The following is a 16,782-nucleotide window of genomic DNA, read 5'->3' on the forward strand; positions in this document are numbered from 1 at the left end:
AACTTCGGAACAGGCACTATCAGCCTTAAATAGTTCCCATACGAAGAATTCAAGCCAAGTATTGAGCACTATCAGCCTTAAATAGTTCCCATACGAAGGATTCAAAATCACGAACAAATAGGAGGGGTTTTTTGGATATTTTAGAGATCATTCATTCTCGACGCAATATAAAGAAGTTTAAATCGGACCCGGTCGATATGGAGAGTATTAGCAAATGGCTAAAGGCAGGAACGATGGCGCCCAATCATAGAATGACGGAGCCATGGGAAGTATATGTGGTTGGTTCGGAGACAAGGGAAAAGTTGAATCACAAAGCTGATTTTTGGAATGCCCCTGTTGTGCTTGCTATTTTATCCAAAAAGGGTGCAACAGAAATTGAAACCTATGAAAATATCCTTGCGACAGCCTGCTTTGTACAAAATTTTAATCTAGCTGCGTGGGCAGAAGGGGTTGGAACCTTCTGGTCATCGTTAGGGAACAATGCGCAAAAGCGTGAAATTCTAGGAGTTCCAGAGGGCCATGATGTGATTGGGATATTTGGTGTCGGCTATCCAGAAGAAATCAATCAACCAAAAGAAAGAATGCCGATTCAAGAAAAAATGAAGTTTCTACCGTAAAAAAAACAAGCACCCCTAGACGAGGTGCTTGTTTTTAACTAGTTTAATACTTAAATTGGGAAACCGCTCCGTATAATTCTTCTGCCATATCAGAAAGAGATTTTGAGGAAGCTGAAATTTCCTCCATTGAAGATAATTGTTCTTCCGTTGCTGCTGCCACCTCTTCTGAAGTCGCTGCATTCTCTTCAGCAATCGCGGAAAGCTCATTCGCAATCGCGGTAACCTCTTCAACGGCAGCTGCCATTTGTTGGGCTGCTGCTGAAACCTCCTGCATTTGTGGAGTCATTTCATTTGTAGAGTTGATAATGTGATTAAATTTATCAATGGCATCATGTGAAATCTGAACCCCTGTTTGAACATCATTCATCACTTTTGTCATGATGACTGCGGACTTTTCTGTATCGTGTTGAATTCTTTCGACAATATGATAGATTTCCTTCGCGTAATGCTGAGATTGCTCCGCCAATTTACGCACTTCATCGGCGACAACCGAAAATCCCTTTCCATGTTCACCTGCACGAGCGGCCTCAATTGCTGCATTAAGTGCAAGTAAATTCGTTTGATCTGCAATACCGGTAATGACATCTACGATAGAATTAACTTCCTTAGAACGTTCATTTAAGGTTTTAATAACGTTGTTAGATTCTGTCACTGTTTCAAAAATGGATTGCATTTGAGTCACCGTGTTCTTTACGGCCTTGCCGCCATCCTCAGCATACTGTGCAGCATGGAAGGAAAGCTCTGAGACCTTCGAGGAATTTTCTGCAATCCTCATGACGCCCTGTGATACTTCATGTAACGACTGGGTGTTTTCCTCCATCTTGTGTGTTTGTTTTTCAGCACTGGATGAAACCTCTTGAATCGCTGTCGCCACCTGTTCAGTAACGAGACCTGTTTGGTATGCATTGGTGGATAATTCTTCGGATGCATCTGTTACATGCTTGGCACTTGTTTCAATTTTTTGAACCAGTTCTCGCAGGCTGTCCTGCATTTCGTTAAAGGCCATGCCTAACTGGCCGATTTCATCATTTGTTTTGATTTCAATTGCTTCCGTTAAATCACCCTGGCTGATGGTGACAGCCTTTTCCTTAATTTTATTGAGAGGCTGAATAATCGCTCTAATAATAAAGAATACAGCGATTGAACCGATTAGGACAGAGGCAAGCATGACAATTAAGCTTGTGTTAAGTATAGAGGAAGTTCGATTACTAATCTCTTCAGATACGAGGTTTCCACCTAGCTTCCAGCCTGTCAATTCATTGGTCATAAAACTCATGATTTTCTGCTCGCCATTTAAGGAATACTCAAATTCGCCTTTTTCTTTTTCATAAAATTGATTGTAAAAGTCTTCTGCTGCTTCACTTCCACCTGCGTGCTCAGGGTGAGAAATGTAGTTTTTATTTTGGTCTAAAAGAAGTGCGTAGCCGCCGTCCCCGACCTTCACCTGGTTTGTTAGATCCTGCAGGAAGGCTAAATCAATATCAATGGCCATAACTGCAGATCCATCCGGTGTGGATTGCGAAAGGGTAACGACCATCCCATTTGTACTAGCCGAAACATATGGAGGCGATATCACTACTTCGCCTTTTTGCGCCATGGATTCCTGATACCACGGTCTTTCTCTTGGATCGTAATTCGGATCCATTTCTACATTCGGTTCCTGAATAAATGCTCCATTCTCAGTCCCTACATAGATGTTGGTAACCTCTGGATTCAACTGGATGTATTGAGCAAATTTCTCTCGTAAGTCAGTTACATTGCTCTCCTGATCGAGCCCTGACGGAATTAGTTGAGCATAGAACTCAACGTTTTGCATCTTGGATTCTATCTCATTAGTAATTGTGGTATTTAATAGATTTAAGCTTTCATTGATTCCTGCTAATACCTCATGCTCAACTGTATCCTTGGCTGTTATATAAGATAATCCACCCACTATAAGTATGGGAATAATTAAAATGATAGCAAAGGCTGTGATTAATTTAGTCCGGATGTTTCTAAATTTACGCATAGTTCTCATAGACCAACCTCTTCTTTATTATTATTTTTTTCTATTCTTGACAGTGATCTAAGCAACGAAAGTAGTCATATCCCTCTACTTCCTTATACCTATATATTCCTCTATAGATTTTACCTGATATATTATTATTTTTCTATAACAAGAATCACGCAAACAGCCTATTTTTTGAGCCAGGGGGACGGGTCCCGGCTCACCATTGAGCCGCAGGGACAGATCCTTTGGCCCGGTAGAGATACTTGTTTGGTGGACCGAGGGATTTTGTCTCCCGGTCTTTTTTATGATTTTATTTTGCTGATATCTTCATGTAAGCTGTTAGTAGATTGTAGCGGAATCTTGGCCCAAAAAAGGCAGACTCTGAGGTCCGTAATCTATCCAAAGGAGGGGTTTTATTGAAAGTAATTTGTAATAAATTAACCAGTCTATCACGCAAACAAATAGCGCTGTGCACCGTGCTAATCATATGTTTTCTCACTACAGTAATTTTTGTGAACTATAATTATTCTTTTTATAAGGTACCCATTGCAAAAGTTATCGAAACGAAGCTAGAAGGGACCACGGAAAAAGTGGATAACTTTCAAAATAAGGATCAAGTATTTACTCAGCGTATCAAGGCAGAAATAAAAAATGGGAAAGAAAAGGGGAGACTGATAGATTTAACCAATGAGTATTCTTCTTCCGGAGCTTATGATCACGAACTTCAGGCTGGGGATGAATTGTTTGTTTCCATTGATTTTGATTCGGACAAGGAAATACATAAAGAGTTGACTGGAACGATTAAAGAAGTAAAGCGCGATAAATATCTGTTGATGATGGCGTGGATATTTATGTTTACCTTATTATTGGTTGGGCAAAAGCAGGGGTTGTTTGCGATTATCAGTCTGGCCGTCAACGCGGTTTTGTTATCCTATGCATTGGATGTGTATATCCATACTGCAGGGATCAGTTTATTAGTGATATGTAGTGTGGGGGCTGTCTTATTTACCGTAATTTCTCTGTTCCTTGTGAATGGATTTAATGAGAAAACATATGCCGCGATTGTGGCGACGCTGCTCGGGACCTTTCTGTCACTGCTCATCACCTATCTCGTGATGGAGGTAACGTCCGAAAAGGGTCTAAAATATGAAGAAATTCAATTTATTACACGTCCGTATCAAATGGTGTTTATGGCGGGGCTTTTCATTGGATCTTTGGGTGCTGTCATGGATGTCGCTATTACGATGTCGTCTTCCATTTTTGGGGTGTACGAAGAGCATCCAGGCATCTCAGTGAAAGCGTTGAAAAAATCAGGATTGGATATTGGCAAAGACATTATGGGGACCATGACCAATATATTATTTTTTGCTTATATCAGCGGCTCCATCCCGATGCTAGTTTTATATTTAAAAAACGGCAACCCATTAGGGTTTACTCTCTCAATGAGTCTTTCTTTGGAATTGGCACGTGCATTAGCAGGCGGAATCGGTATTGTGTTAACCATTCCGATTGGTCTCTATACGACAATTTTTTTCGTTAAACGAAAGAGGGCAAGAGGATGAATGTACTAGTAGTATTAACATGTATACTGTTTATTCTAATGACGCTTGTTGGTGGGAAAAAGGGGGCAAAGTCATTTTTGGCGATATTTTTCAATTTTGCTGTCCTCCTTTTGATTATCTTGTTAATGAACGACCCTAATCTTGATCCGGTTATCCTAACCTTCATTGCCTGTATACTGATTAGCTGCATTACGCTTTTTTTTATTAATGATGTAAATAGCAAAACGACCATCGCCTTTTTTTCGACGCTGATTACAATTGTGATTTTGCTCTTTTTTATTGTCGTAGTGAACAAAATGGCGATGATTCAGGGCTTTGGGGAAGAAGAAATCGAGGAACTTAGTAGCTATTCCCTTTATATTGGCATTGATTTTGTAAAAATTGGTGCGTCCGTCATTATTATGAGTACCATAGGAGCCATCGTTGATGTAGCGATTTCCATTGCCTCACCCATGCGCGAAATCTATCTTCATAATCCAGCGATCAGTCGGAAAACCTTATTCAAAGCGGGCGTAAGCATCGGAAAGGATATCCTTGGAACGAGTGCAAACACCTTATTCTTTGCCTTCTTTGGCAGTTATTTAGGCCTGCTAATTTGGTTTAAGGATCTATCCTATTCTTTCGGAGAAATAGTCAACTCCAAAATATTTAACGCCGAAATGATCACCATTCTTTGGGCTGGTATCGGCGTCTCAATGAATATTCCTATCACAGCTTGGATTACCGCTTATTTTTTAGTGAAGGAAAAGTGAACCAGAGGGACGGGTTCTTTGGTTTGGAAAAAATGTATTATTGGTAATAACTTGAGCCAAGGGACCCGTCCCTGCGGACTAATTTCCATCCATCCCAGTGTTCCCACGGGTAATTTTTTATATTACAATAAGATTTGGAGTTTTATGAATAATTGGCGGTTTTACTAGCTATAAAAAACATAGGGGTGATTCGGTATGAAGCTTACGTACACAGGTAAAACAAAGGATGTTTATGAATTAGAGGACGGAAATTATCTGCTTCAATTTAAAGATGATGTAACGGGTGTGGATGGCGTATTTGATCCAGGCGCTAACACAGTGGGGCTAACTCTTGAAGGTGCAGGCCGTGCGGGTTTACGCTTAACGAAGCACTTTTTCGAGATATTAAAGGAGAAAGGAATTCCAACACATTACATTGATGCGGATATTGAAAAAGCAACGATGACAGTGAAGCCTGCTGAAGTGTTTGGAAAAGGCTTGGAGGTTATTTGCAGATTTAGAGCGGTTGGCAGCTTTTTACGCAGATATGGCTTATATGCAGAGGAAGGTCAGCAGCTTGATGCATTTGTTGAAGTAACCCTAAAGGACGATGGCCGCGAAGATCCTCCAATCAGCGAGGATGCGTTAGACATGCTTGGAATCCTATCTAAGGATGAGTACCAAGTGTTAAAATCACTAACACAGCAAATCGCTGGAGTTGTTAAGGGCGAGCTGGCTAAAAAAGATATCGAGCTATACGATATCAAATTTGAATTCGGCCGCGTAGGCGAAAATAAGGAAATTGTATTAATTGATGAAATCTCCGGCGGAAACATGCGCGCGTATAAAAAAGGCGAATATATCGAACCGCTTGAATTAGAAAAAATGTTCTTATAATTGATGAAGCCTGTCCCTGATGCTTGTTATGAGCATTGGGGACAGGCTTTTTTTGCCAGCATAGTAGGGATGGGAATTACAAAACACCTGTGGTACATCGAGATTCGAGGGAAATTACTCCAAAACCCCAAACACCAAAAAGAGTGTAAGGATCCCCCTACACTCTTCTATCATTATTATTTCTCTTTAAAGTAATCCATAAACGCTTGGAAAATTTCAATCCCTTGGTAGGATAAAAGAGTAAGAGCCGTTGCAGAAAACATTCCAATAATAATAAATCTCATCCAAATCATATTATTTCCTCCTTAAAATAAAATTGTAATTTAGTATTTTAAAGGAGGGACAATCACATAATTCGATTGATAAAAAATAGGTGTGAGCAGCCTTTTTCTTCTGATTAATTGAATGTAAAACGAATTTGCGTTTGTAAAAGGAAAGGGGAATAATAGCAAGGCAGCTAACGCACTTATGAAGTCTAGGTTATTCTTGTCATTCGTTGGATCAGGTTCGTCATAACTACTTTCGTGATCCATAATGAATTTGCTTTCGTAATTGATTGGGCTGTGATGGTCAAAATTCATGTGGAAAAGGTTGGCAAGCAGTATAAGAAACGTTAGTGCTATATATTTAACCATCCTCTCACGCCCCTTAAAAAATGTGGTGTTATCATTATATGCTAAAATCGAAGGAAATTGAAACTTTTTACTATGTTAATAGTGGAAATGTTATTTAATAATAATGATAAAGGGGTAGATCAAAGGGACAGACACATGGGCTTGGAGCCTAGGTGCCTGTCTCTTTGATCCGTTTCCTCGGGCCAAGGAACCCGTCCCTTTGGTTCCCCGCTTTTGAAATATATTGGTAGTTTCTATAATTTGATATTAAATTAGAAAGATATCTGATAGAATGAAAATTATTCTGATATAGTACAAAAGTAGGGGTGAACTGATTGAATAAATTAACCAATCGAGACATAATGTTTATTGGCTTTATGTTGTTTTCTATGCTGTTTGGTGCCGGAAATTTAATTTTTCCAGCCTATTTAGGTCATGCAGCCGGTGAAAATGTTTGGTTGGCTGTTACGGGATTTATTGTTTCCGATGCGGGTCTGGCTGTATTAGGCTTTATCGCAATTGCCAAATCAGGAACATTGGACACATTAGTTAACCGAGTGAATCCAACTTTTGCGCTTCTTTTCCCAATGTCCATTTATTTAGCAATAGGACCTGGACTTGCGATTCCGCGCGCAGGCAGTCTAGCTTATGAAATGGGAGTAAAGCCATTCTTGCCACAGACAATGGGAGCTTCACCGTTCGGACTTTTGATTTATACCATTGTATTTTTTAGTATTGTCTTTTGGTTTGCTAAATCACCGTCTAAATTAGTCGATCGATTTGGAAAAATTTTAACCCCTACTTTGCTGATTTTAATCACGATTGTTTTTATTAAAGCCTTATTTACCGATTTAACTGATTTTCAAGGAGCATCATTATCCTATAAAAATAATCCTGTTTCACAAGGATTTTTAGATGGCTACCAAACCATGGATGCACTTGGAGCCTTAATTTGCGGAATTGTCTTTACTAATATTTTTAAAAATAGAAAAATCACGAAGCCTGCATTACAGGTTAAATATTTAACTTTGTTTGGGCTCATTTGCGGTTTGCTGTTAACCTTTTGCTATCTAATTATCGCGTACCTGGGTGCATCTGCCTCCATCACGGGAGAAGTTGATAATGGCGCAATTGTGTTAAGTACCGCATTACAGCAATTGTTTGGCCAAAGTGGAACGATCGTTTTAGGATTAATATTTACAGTAGCGTGCTTGAGCGTTTGTATCGGCTTAATCACATCCTGTGCACAATATTTCTCGACTATTTTTCCAAAGCTATCGTATATAAAATGGACAATCCTGTTATGCTCCGTCAGCGGCTTTGTAGCTAACCTTGGTCTGTCGCAAATCTTAAAGGTATCTGTGCCTGTCCTTGGCTTAATGTACCCAATTGCGATCGCATTAATTGCATTAGGTCTTTTTCATGATCGATTGCCTTTCAACCAACGCCCGGTTTATATCATGACAATCAGTCTGGTTGGATTATTTAGTTTAGTGGAAGTGGTCAACACGACGTTCTTGAATGGATCATTGACAGGAGTATTATCCCATATGCCGTTTCAGCCAAACGGCTTTGGCTGGGTGATTCCTGGCTTACTAGGCCTCGTAATTGGAAGCATTATTGAAAAATTGAAGGTTCAAGAGGAAATTGTTGAGAAGAAAGCTGCATAGAGGAACATTTCTCAGGCTCTGATTAATGTCGAGGGAATTTGCCTGTGACCAATAGACCGCTGGAATAATTAGTACTAGGAGTAGTACTGGTTATTCCAGCGGTTTTTCTTTTGTCTGTTCAAGAAAAGGGAATCAGCTTAACGTGATGCTTAAATAGGTACAATAGGCCGAGCTGTCTGTCCGTATGCCTCCTCAACAGTTGAACTAGGGAACCCGTCCCCGTGGCTCGATTTATTTATCATACTAAAAGGAAATTGTGGGATTTTGTCGAATATTATGTATATATAGCGAATTATCTCCATTTTTTATTGGATTTATTTTAAAAAGGAAAGTGGTGAGGATCATTGATACCCAAGCAAACCGGAAAATGATAGAGATATTAGAGGAAATCTCTGAGGGCTGTTGTTTTTTAAATTCAAAAATGGAGATGGAATTCATTAATAAGGCAGGCGAAGCGTTACTGGAAAAGCCGAAGGAAGAAGTGCTGTATAAGTGCCAGTGGGATGTACTGCCAAAATATAAGGAAACCATTGTATATGAAAAATATACAAAGGCGTTTCAAGAACAATCACCGCAGTACTTTGAAGTGGTTACGGAATACACGAAAAAACATTTGGAAATTAGAGTGTTTCCGAATAAATACGGTCTGTTTCTTATTTTTAATGATATTACGGAAAAAAAGGAAGAAGAGAAGCGGCAAAAATACTATGATCAGCTGAAAATTATTGCTGAAATGGCAGCGGGTGTTGCACATGAAGTACGTAATCCAATGACGACGATTAAGGGCTTCCTGCAGTTAATGCTGAAAGACAATGATTTAACTAAATACAAGGATATTATGAACCTGATGGTTGACGAGGTCAATCGTGTGAATGATATTATTACAAACTTCCTCGATCTAGCCAAGGAAACGCCGAATAAATTAAACGATTGCAATCTAAATCAGATCATCACAACTCTATACCCTTTGCTCGAAACCAGGGCCAACAACGAGGGTAAGTTTATTTACCTGGAATTAGGGCAAATTCCCAATCTCTTTGTTGATAAAAATGAGATGAGGCAGCTGCTGTTGAACCTTATTAATAATTCATTTGATGCGATGGAAAAAGGGAAATCGGTCTATATTACAACTGTTGATGAAACTGAGCATGTTGTTTTATCGATAAGGGATGAAGGAGCGGGGATACCACCTGAAATTATCGATAAGGTTTCGGTCCCATTTGTTACCTCAAAATCAACGGGTACTGGTCTAGGGCTGCCGATCTGTTTCTCAATTGCCAAACGAAATAATGCGAACATCAGCTATACCTCAAGCTCTAAAGGAACCACCTTTCATATACGGTTTATGAAAAAGTAGTGCTTTAAGGCTGGAGAATCATCTGTCATCCAAAATCATAGCTGAATTCCCGGTTTAAGAGGGAGGGTACAGCCTTTTCTCTCTTAAACAAACGTTTGATTGAATTAGGAATGTATGTATAGATGTCAACTTCTATGCTTAATCTTTCGCAGAAAGTTTCGTCAACTGCTAGGGTAACGTAGTCATTAGGTGAAAATAAAGAGATTCTTCGCTTAAAGAAGAGTTCCTCCTAAAGAATAATTTAACTACTTATACTTAAGTAGAATTCATTCATTTAGGGAAAGCTGTAGTATAGCTAGTTGGATTGTTTGGGAGGTTGTTTAATTGGAGGATAAGTCGAAATTAAGGTTGACGGCTGCGGAGATGTCGAGTTTGTGGATGCAGTATATAAATGACTCATTGGCGGCTTGTGTTAGTTCGCATTTCTTAGAGAAAGTGGAGGATGAAGAGGTACGTCCCATTATTGAGTTTTCTTTAAAGACGGCGAAAGAGAACCTAAAAATCATGCAGGAGATTTTTGAAAAAGAGGAATTCCCTATACCGGTTGGATTTACGGATCAAGATGTCACGCCAAATGCTCCGAGACTTTTTTCAGATACTTTTGTCTTGATGTACTTTCATCAAATGGCAATTTTGGCTATGGCAGCTAACTGTGCTGCCCTTGGATTGGCTACACGCTCGGATGTTGTTGGTCTTCATCGGCGTGTATTGGAAAAAGGGGTGGAGCTGCAGAATCAGACACGTGACCTCATGTTAAAGCAGGGGACCTTTGTAAAACCTCCATATATTTCTACTCCCGATAAGGTCGACTTTGTAAAGAAACAGCAATTTTTAGCCGGCTTTTTTGGGAAAAAACGTTCTATTACTTCAGTAGAGGTAACACATTTATTTTTAAATGTGCAAACCAATGCATTAGGAAAGGCTTTAATCACAGGTTTTGCGCAAATTGCTCAAAGTGATGAAGTGAAGGAATATTTAGTAAGGGGGAAGCAGCTTTCACAAAAATATATTGATATTTTCAGTAACTTTTTAATAAAGGAAGACCTGCCTGCGCCTATGAGCTGGGATTCTTCCGTATTAGATACAACTTCTAGTATTTTCTCAGATAAGCTCATCATGTTTCATGTATCAGCCATGATTGCAGCAGGAATTGGCAACTTTGGCATGGCTATCGCTGCAAGTCCGAGAAGAGATTTAGGGATGAGGTACGCGACCCTGCTTCCGGAAATTGCACTCTACGCCGAAGACGGAGCCAACATCATGATCAAACACGGCTGGATGGAAGAACCCCCACAAGCAGACGACCGCGACGAACTAATAAAAAATTGAAATTGGAAGCAGGGGGACGGTTCTGCCGCTTCCACAAAGTCATGGAAGCAGAAGAACCGTCCCCGTGCTTTAATACCCAACCTCAACTGATGCAATGACAATGTACATTAGGTCATTTTTGTCGCCTTTTTCTTCGATGATGACTCCGCTTGTTGTCATCATCCCGCCATCCATAACCTCGACTGTGACTTGTCCGTATGGCAGGGCTGCTTTTACAGCATTAGTGTCTAGTGTTTCCTTCTCACATGGAACCGCTAATTTTACATTTACCTTCATATTCTCCAAGCTGTTTCCGGGCAGGACGGAGCGAAGTCCCGGCATCGAGTTAAAGTGAATGGCATTTTGTACCGCACGAACAGCTGCCTTCGTAATATCCTGACCATGGACATCAATGCCCATTCCTGTTTCAATAAACATAATTTTTTCCATTGTATCGTCCTCTTCCTTTCGGATTTTTCTGTCTATTCTATTTTAGCTATAATACTAGATTTGTGAAAGAGGTTGTCTATAGTAGGCTTCGGAAAGCTCTATTGCGAAATAATGAGCGATTTTCTATTAATATTCCTAATAACAATGTACAATGGTTACTACTAGGACGGCATTCTGCCATCTTATTTTTTTACTATTACTTTTCTGAAAATTTTAATTTATCAATAAAGAGAGGGAAACACATGAATGTTGTCAATCAAATAATGAAGGAGCCCCAGGTTGAGTCCAGACCGCAAGCTGCTTGGATCATCCTTGTAGGCATTATTTTTATCGCCATCAATTTACGAGCCCCATTAACATCTGTAGGGCCTTTAGTAGATCTTATCCGCGATCATTTGCATTTATCGAACACCTTAGCGGGCATGATTACAACCGTGCCTTTGCTCGCATTTGCCTTCTTCTCACCCTTTGTCCCCAAATTAGCACGAAGATTTGGTTTTGAAAGGGTTCTATTAGCAGCGATTATTCTTTTAACGATCGGAATTGGGCTGCGCTCCGTAACAGGGGTGGCGACATTATATATGGGTACAGCAGTCCTTGGATTGGCGATTGCTGCAGGTAATGTCCTGCTGCCTAGCTTGATTAAACGGGAGTTTCCTGGAAAAATGGGCGTGATGACTGGGGTTTATTCCATTTCGATGAATTTATTTGGTGCCATTGCGTCCGGTATTAGCGTTCCAGTCGCGTTAGGATTAGGCTATGGCTGGCAGGGAGCATTAGGCATATGGGGGATGTTAAGCTTTGTCTCGATTCTGTTTTGGCTGCCGCAAATGAAAAAGCGTTCAGGAGGCAATGCGGGGGCCGCTGTTTCACATCAAGCAGCCAATGAGAATGTGAACCTTTGGCGTTCCCCGCTTGCCTGGCAGGTCACCTTGTTCATGGGACTTCAATCAATGGTGTTTTATGTGCTGGTTACCTGGCTTCCTGAACTGTTAAAACAGCAAGGCTTAAGCGCAGACGAAGCAGGCTGGCTGCTTTCCATTTTGCAGATGACGGTGCTGCCGGTTACGTTTATCGCTCCGATTCTCGCCGGACGTATGGCTAACCAGCGTATATTAGTGACGATAACAGCTGTAAGTCTTTTCAGTGGGAATATTGGATTGCTTTATGGTAGTCAGAGTTTAATTCTTTTATGGGTCATTTTTCTAGGAATTGGGGCTGGATTTTCCTTTGGCTTGGCAATGATCTTTTTCGGCTTACGTACAAGGAATGCACAGCAGGCTGCTGAATTGTCAGGCATGGCACAGTCCTTCGGCTATTTGCTGGCTTCTACTGGTCCAACTTTGTTTGGCTTTTTGCACGACGTTACAAATAGCTGGACTACTCCACTCCTCCTATTAGTAGGTGCGTCTGTTTTGATCTTTGCTGTTGGGATGGGTGCAGGAAGGAATCTGTATGTAGGGGAAGGGGAAAGGCTGCATCAGAGTATTGAGTAATAAGAGAGGCTTTCCATACGAGGGACGTGTGTTGTCTCGTATAGAAAGCCTTTTTTAGCCACTTTTTTTTAAAAAGTGAACGTTTATCTCGTGTGTTTATTCAATGATTTGCTTTCTTTCCTCCATCTGAGGCGGCTCTTCCATCCAGCCATTCTTAATCATGATTTTTGCTGCTTTATGGGCATATTCAAAGATATCCTTCATGAACGCAGCATTTTTCGCTGCTAAATCATTTCGTAAACTGAAAGCTGTTCCTAACGAGTTACTGCCCATCGCAAAGCTGCAAAATAAACTAGTGCAATACATCATTAATTTATCCGAAAATGGTGCAGAAGTAGAGCGAGTTACGTGGCCACCCGATGGTTCTGGTGATAGTACATTACTTTCTAATAATACCTCTCTTATTTCCTTAATGATACTTTTAGAAAGCTCTGCGCCTTCTAGGAAGTATTTTCTAATCTCTTCATTACTTGCGCATTGAGCAAAGCCTGTAATCATCTGCATCCCGGTGACATTTGACTCAATGGAATGGTGGAGATGGGAGACTTCCACCGTATTTAATGTCCGTTTTTTATTATTAAATGGGTTCATAGGGAACCCGCCTAAATAATCTTTGTCCTTCACAAACTCAACCGATTTTGGCATGGAAACATAAGGAGAGCGGGGTAGCAGTCCTTTTTCCAGCAAATATTGCGTACAAAGAAGGTAATACTTTTGCGTAACTGCCGTCATTTCTTTAAACATTATGGTGATATCCTCCCGAAAGGACATCGTAATATTAAGTGAGTGCAAGCCCATGCTTATTTCATTTAGCAAGCGGACGAACATGATATCGAATCCGCTATCATATAATTTTGGCACTCCAATATTCACATCCTCAGAAGTAAACCCTACTGGTATCACGGCACCTTCCTGTTGAAACGTTGCATTTATTTTCTCGATGAAATGTTCTACTTCTTCATATAGATTTGTGATAATATCCTTGGCTTGGTCATCATCAGCTTTCAATTTAAAGTATTCTAACAATCGTAAAGCCATTGTCTTTTCTTGATATGTAAGCCATAATGTGCCAAGCTCCGATGAAGAAATGGCCGGTTTATCAGGCATAACGATACCTCCTCCAAAAGTCTCTACATTTAGCTTAAACAGTAAATGATGGAAGTATGCAGAGGGACGGTTCTGTTGCTTCCTTTTTGTTGGGGGATGTTTAGGGCTTAAAAAGTATTATTAAACCAATCCTACCTTTATAATTGAAAATAGAACTTTGCCATAAGGAGGATACAAAATGGATAAACCCGTCATTGTCTATACGATGGATGATTGTGTGGAGTGTAGTGTTGTCAAACAGATGCTGACCGCGGAAGGAATTCCGTTCGAGGCTAGAAATATTACAAACAGTGAGGAATATAAAAAGGAGGTCGAGAAATACGGCTTCTTGGGTGTTCCAGTGACTGTTGTGGGAGAGCGGGCTGTGAAGGGCTTTAACCCTGAACTGATTGAACTGATTCAATCGAGAAAACAATAAAAGTAAACGAGCTGTGGTTGATAGCCTGGCTCGTTTTTTTTATGCATCGAACAGATGTGATCACTCCACATATTGTTTTTGAAATAAATAGAATCTTGACATAATTCAATTAAGTAGGTAAATACTATTGACATATTAATTATAACGTTTTATAGTTACCTTTAGTAATAGTTATCCTTAGTAACTATTTTAGGAAGGGATGAAGGAAGTGCAGGGATTTTTTCAGCGATATTTAAGTTTGTATCGACCGCTGATTACCACGTTAAATGAATTGATGAGTTCTCAGCAGCTATCCTATTCTTTATGGCAGGTTATTTTTTATATAAAAAACAATGGTGCTTCAACGCTTGTAGATATATCTAATTATTATCATGTTGAAAAGCCTACCATAACAAGAAGGGTCCAACGATTGGAAGAGCTGCAAATTGTCGAGCATATTCCGGGTAAGGACCGGAGGGAAAAAGTAATTCAGCTAACGGCATCAGGGGAAGAGATTTACAAGGAAATGAGAAAAAAAATTACAGATTTAGAACATCAGGTGATGGAAGGCATCACGCATGACGAGCAATTGGTTGTGTACGAAACCCTTCCGAAAATTCAAAGTCATATTATGCGTCGAGAGGGGAGCAAAAGTGAATAAACCGAAATTATGGACAAAGGATTTTATTATTGTATCCAGCGTCAATTTTTTATTAACATTAGTGTTTTATTTATTGATTGTTATTATTGGGAGCTATGCGGTAAATGAATATCACGCTTCAGCCAGTCAGGCAGGGCTTGTGACAGGGATTTTTATTGTTGGGGCATTAATCGGGCGTCTGTTAATTGGACGACTGATGGATTCAATTGGTCGTAAAAGAACATTATTCCTTGGATTAATTCTTTATCTAGCAGCTACAAGCTTATATTTTATCCAAATTGGGATTTCTTTTCTGCTTATTACACGCTTATTGCATGGGATTACATTGGGAATTGCGAGTACGGCTACTGGAACCATAATCGCCCAGATCATCCCAGCAGAGCGAAAGGGAGAAGGTATCGGGTATTTCAGCATGAGTGCGACATTGGCGACAGCCATCGGACCATTCATTGGACTTTATATGACTCAGCATACAAGTTCTCAAGTGATTTTTACTCTATGTCTCGCATTAGGAATCATCAGTTTGATTACCGCATTCTTTGTGTATGTGCCGAAATTAGAGAAATCAGCAAAAACAGCTGAGGTAAAAGGCTTTAAGCTGTCTCAATTTATTGAGCCAAGGGCCATTCCGATTGCTGTGATTACACTGGTTGTTGCTTTTTGCTACTCAAGCGTTTTGTCCTTTATTAATTTCTATGCACTTGAAATTAATCTTGTTAGTGCAGCAAGCTTCTTCTTTCTTGTTTATTCGATTGCCGTGCTGATTTCGCGTCCATTCACAGGTCGTTTAATGGATATAAAAGGGGCAAACTATGTGATGTACCCGGCTTTTATTCTCTTTACAGCCGGATTGCTGCTTTTAGGCTCAGCACATAATAGCCTGATTTTGTTATTGTCGGGTATTTTCATCGGACTAGGATTTGGAAATATGCAGTCATGTACGCAGGCGATTGCTGTTAAACTGACTCCGGCCCATCGAATGGGACTCGCTACATCAACATTCTTTATCTTTCTTGACGCAGGACTCGGATTTGGGCCGTACGTGCTTGGATACATCATTCCATACACAGGCTATAGTACCCTTTATATGATCCTGGGAATTGTTGTCATCGCCTCAATGGCTCTATACTTCTTACTGCACGGCAAAAAAGAAAAAGCAAGCATCAATGCCTTAGCACGATAACGGGTGTCAGGCACCGCAAAAAGACAATTGCAAGCAATTGTCCATCTGCGGTGCCTGACACTATTTTTTTGTAGAATGGCAGTTTTTGAATGATAATGTGCCGTTTTTTATCTTGAACGTGGCAGTTTTGGCGAAAAATGAAGAATTTTGTAGATATTTTACTAGAAATGTTGTGATATTTATTTCTTTTGGGTACAAGATTCGCCTTCATTCGAAGTTATTTTATGATAATTTAATACTATCAATACATGAAGATACTAGATTATGAATAAACGAACTTATATATAATAGAAAAAATTACTAGATAATAACTATATTCTTAAAAAGGGGCTAGAGTAATGTTAGTTAAGTCCAAACATGATGAAAAAAAAGACCTAATCAACGCCATTGATTCAATTCGTGAAAAAATGATACAAGCTGGCATGCAAGAAGGACTTGCTAGCATGAAAACCATCACCCTAAGCCAAACCCTTGACGAATATATCACAAAATACCAATCTATCCAATTAACCAAATAAACAAGAAGAAAGCAGAAAAGCCGAAGCAGAGGGTCGGTTCTTCTGCTTCTTTTTTGTTCGTCCATAAGGATGATGGAGTGAAGGGATCAAAGGGAACCGCTCTTCTTGGTTTAGGAAGGGAAAGTGCTTTTATGAAATATTGAATGACATATGCCTTCATGTGAGGTCATATAGAGCATATTTGGAAGCGGGAGAACCGTCCCCCTGTTTTTTTATTAGAAATA

General features: G+C 39.9%; 16 protein-coding genes. 12 read left to right on the forward strand and 4 right to left on the reverse strand.

All coding sequences use genetic code 11. The features are described from left to right. The first annotated feature begins 131 nt into the window (after positions 1 to 131). Positions 132 to 617, forward strand: a complete 486-nt coding sequence (locus tag ACHUFV_RS19710) for a nitroreductase family protein (protein WP_394237089.1) — start codon at positions 132 to 134, stop codon at positions 615 to 617. A 43-nt stretch (positions 618 to 660) separates the two neighbouring features. Here the strand turns inward: ACHUFV_RS19710 and ACHUFV_RS19715 are convergent, their stop codons facing one another. After that, positions 661 to 2,634, reverse strand: coding sequence for a methyl-accepting chemotaxis protein (locus tag ACHUFV_RS19715; RefSeq protein ID WP_394237091.1), 1,974 nt, complete (start codon positions 2,632 to 2,634; stop codon positions 661 to 663). Positions 2,635 to 3,023: 389 nt separating this feature from the next. Between ACHUFV_RS19715 and ACHUFV_RS19720 the strand changes: the two genes are divergently transcribed. The 3 genes from ACHUFV_RS19720 (at position 3,024) to ACHUFV_RS19730 (ending at position 5,797) form a co-directional block, all read left to right on the forward strand. After that, positions 3,024 to 4,169 carry a YibE/F family protein gene (locus ACHUFV_RS19720; RefSeq protein ID WP_394237092.1) on the forward strand — a complete coding sequence of 382 codons (1,146 nt, stop codon included), beginning with the start codon at positions 3,024 to 3,026 and terminating at the stop codon, positions 4,167 to 4,169. Beyond that, positions 4,166 to 4,921 carry a YibE/F family protein gene (locus tag ACHUFV_RS19725; protein ID WP_394237093.1) on the forward strand — a complete coding sequence of 252 codons (756 nt, stop codon included), beginning with the start codon at positions 4,166 to 4,168 and terminating at the stop codon, positions 4,919 to 4,921. The genes ACHUFV_RS19720 and ACHUFV_RS19725 overlap by 4 nt, the downstream gene beginning before the upstream one ends. A gap of 195 nt (positions 4,922 to 5,116) precedes the next feature. After that, positions 5,117 to 5,797: a phosphoribosylaminoimidazolesuccinocarboxamide synthase gene (locus ACHUFV_RS19730; protein WP_394237094.1), complete on the forward strand. Its 681-nt coding sequence runs from the start codon at positions 5,117 to 5,119 to the stop codon at positions 5,795 to 5,797. A 323-nt stretch (positions 5,798 to 6,120) separates the two neighbouring features. Here the strand turns inward: ACHUFV_RS19730 and ACHUFV_RS19735 are convergent, their stop codons facing one another. After that, positions 6,121 to 6,432: a hypothetical protein gene (locus ACHUFV_RS19735; RefSeq protein ID WP_394237095.1), complete on the reverse strand. Its 312-nt coding sequence runs from the start codon at positions 6,430 to 6,432 to the stop codon at positions 6,121 to 6,123. Positions 6,433 to 6,746: 314 nt separating this feature from the next. Here ACHUFV_RS19735 and brnQ point away from each other — a divergent pair, with 314 nt between their 5' ends. From brnQ to ACHUFV_RS19750, 3 genes are all read left to right on the forward strand, one after another. Beyond that, entirely contained in the window at positions 6,747 to 8,081 is a 1,335-nt protein-coding gene (brnQ, locus tag ACHUFV_RS19740; RefSeq protein WP_394237097.1) for a branched-chain amino acid transport system II carrier protein, read from the forward strand. A gap of 367 nt (positions 8,082 to 8,448) precedes the next feature. Next, positions 8,449 to 9,438 carry a two-component system sensor histidine kinase NtrB gene (locus ACHUFV_RS19745; RefSeq protein ID WP_394237099.1) on the forward strand — a complete coding sequence of 330 codons (990 nt, stop codon included), beginning with the start codon at positions 8,449 to 8,451 and terminating at the stop codon, positions 9,436 to 9,438. Positions 9,439 to 9,762: 324 nt separating this feature from the next. Beyond that, positions 9,763 to 10,767 (forward strand): DUF3231 family protein, encoded by a 1,005-nt coding sequence (locus tag ACHUFV_RS19750; RefSeq protein WP_394237101.1) that lies wholly within the window; start codon positions 9,763 to 9,765, stop codon positions 10,765 to 10,767. Positions 10,768 to 10,836: 69 nt separating this feature from the next. Here ACHUFV_RS19750 and ACHUFV_RS19755 read toward each other — a convergent pair whose 3' ends face one another. Further along, entirely contained in the window at positions 10,837 to 11,196 is a 360-nt protein-coding gene (locus tag ACHUFV_RS19755; protein ID WP_394237111.1) for a Lin0512 family protein, read from the reverse strand. A 242-nt stretch (positions 11,197 to 11,438) separates the two neighbouring features. On the opposite strand from ACHUFV_RS19755, the gene ACHUFV_RS19760 reads away from it, so the two are divergent. After that, complete coding sequence (locus tag ACHUFV_RS19760) at positions 11,439 to 12,692, forward strand: CynX/NimT family MFS transporter (protein ID WP_394237113.1); 1,254 nt, start codon at positions 11,439 to 11,441, stop codon at positions 12,690 to 12,692. A gap of 96 nt (positions 12,693 to 12,788) precedes the next feature. Here the strand turns inward: ACHUFV_RS19760 and ACHUFV_RS19765 are convergent, their stop codons facing one another. After that, entirely contained in the window at positions 12,789 to 13,799 is a 1,011-nt protein-coding gene (locus ACHUFV_RS19765) for a DUF3231 family protein (protein WP_394237115.1), read from the reverse strand. Between the two features lie 178 nt (positions 13,800 to 13,977). On the opposite strand from ACHUFV_RS19765, the gene ACHUFV_RS19770 reads away from it, so the two are divergent. The 4 genes from ACHUFV_RS19770 (at position 13,978) to ACHUFV_RS19785 (ending at position 16,558) form a co-directional block, all read left to right on the forward strand. Then, complete coding sequence (locus tag ACHUFV_RS19770; RefSeq protein ID WP_394237117.1) at positions 13,978 to 14,217, forward strand: glutaredoxin family protein; 240 nt, start codon at positions 13,978 to 13,980, stop codon at positions 14,215 to 14,217. A 208-nt stretch (positions 14,218 to 14,425) separates the two neighbouring features. Further along, entirely contained in the window at positions 14,426 to 14,857 is a 432-nt protein-coding gene (locus ACHUFV_RS19775; protein WP_394237119.1) for a MarR family winged helix-turn-helix transcriptional regulator, read from the forward strand. After that, complete coding sequence (locus ACHUFV_RS19780; protein ID WP_394237121.1) at positions 14,850 to 16,040, forward strand: MFS transporter; 1,191 nt, start codon at positions 14,850 to 14,852, stop codon at positions 16,038 to 16,040. Before ACHUFV_RS19775 ends, ACHUFV_RS19780 begins: the two co-directional genes overlap by 8 nt. 338 nt (positions 16,041 to 16,378) lie before the next feature. Further along, a complete protein-coding gene (locus tag ACHUFV_RS19785; protein WP_394237123.1) occupies positions 16,379 to 16,558 on the forward strand; it encodes an aspartyl-phosphate phosphatase Spo0E family protein in 180 nt (59 codons plus the stop codon). The last annotated feature ends 224 nt before the right edge of the window (positions 16,559 to 16,782 follow it).

The sequence above is a fragment of the Niallia oryzisoli genome (assembly GCF_043641075.1).
In the GTDB taxonomy this organism is placed as follows: domain Bacteria; phylum Bacillota; class Bacilli; order Bacillales; family Cytobacillaceae; genus Bacillus_BD; species Bacillus_BD oryzisoli_A.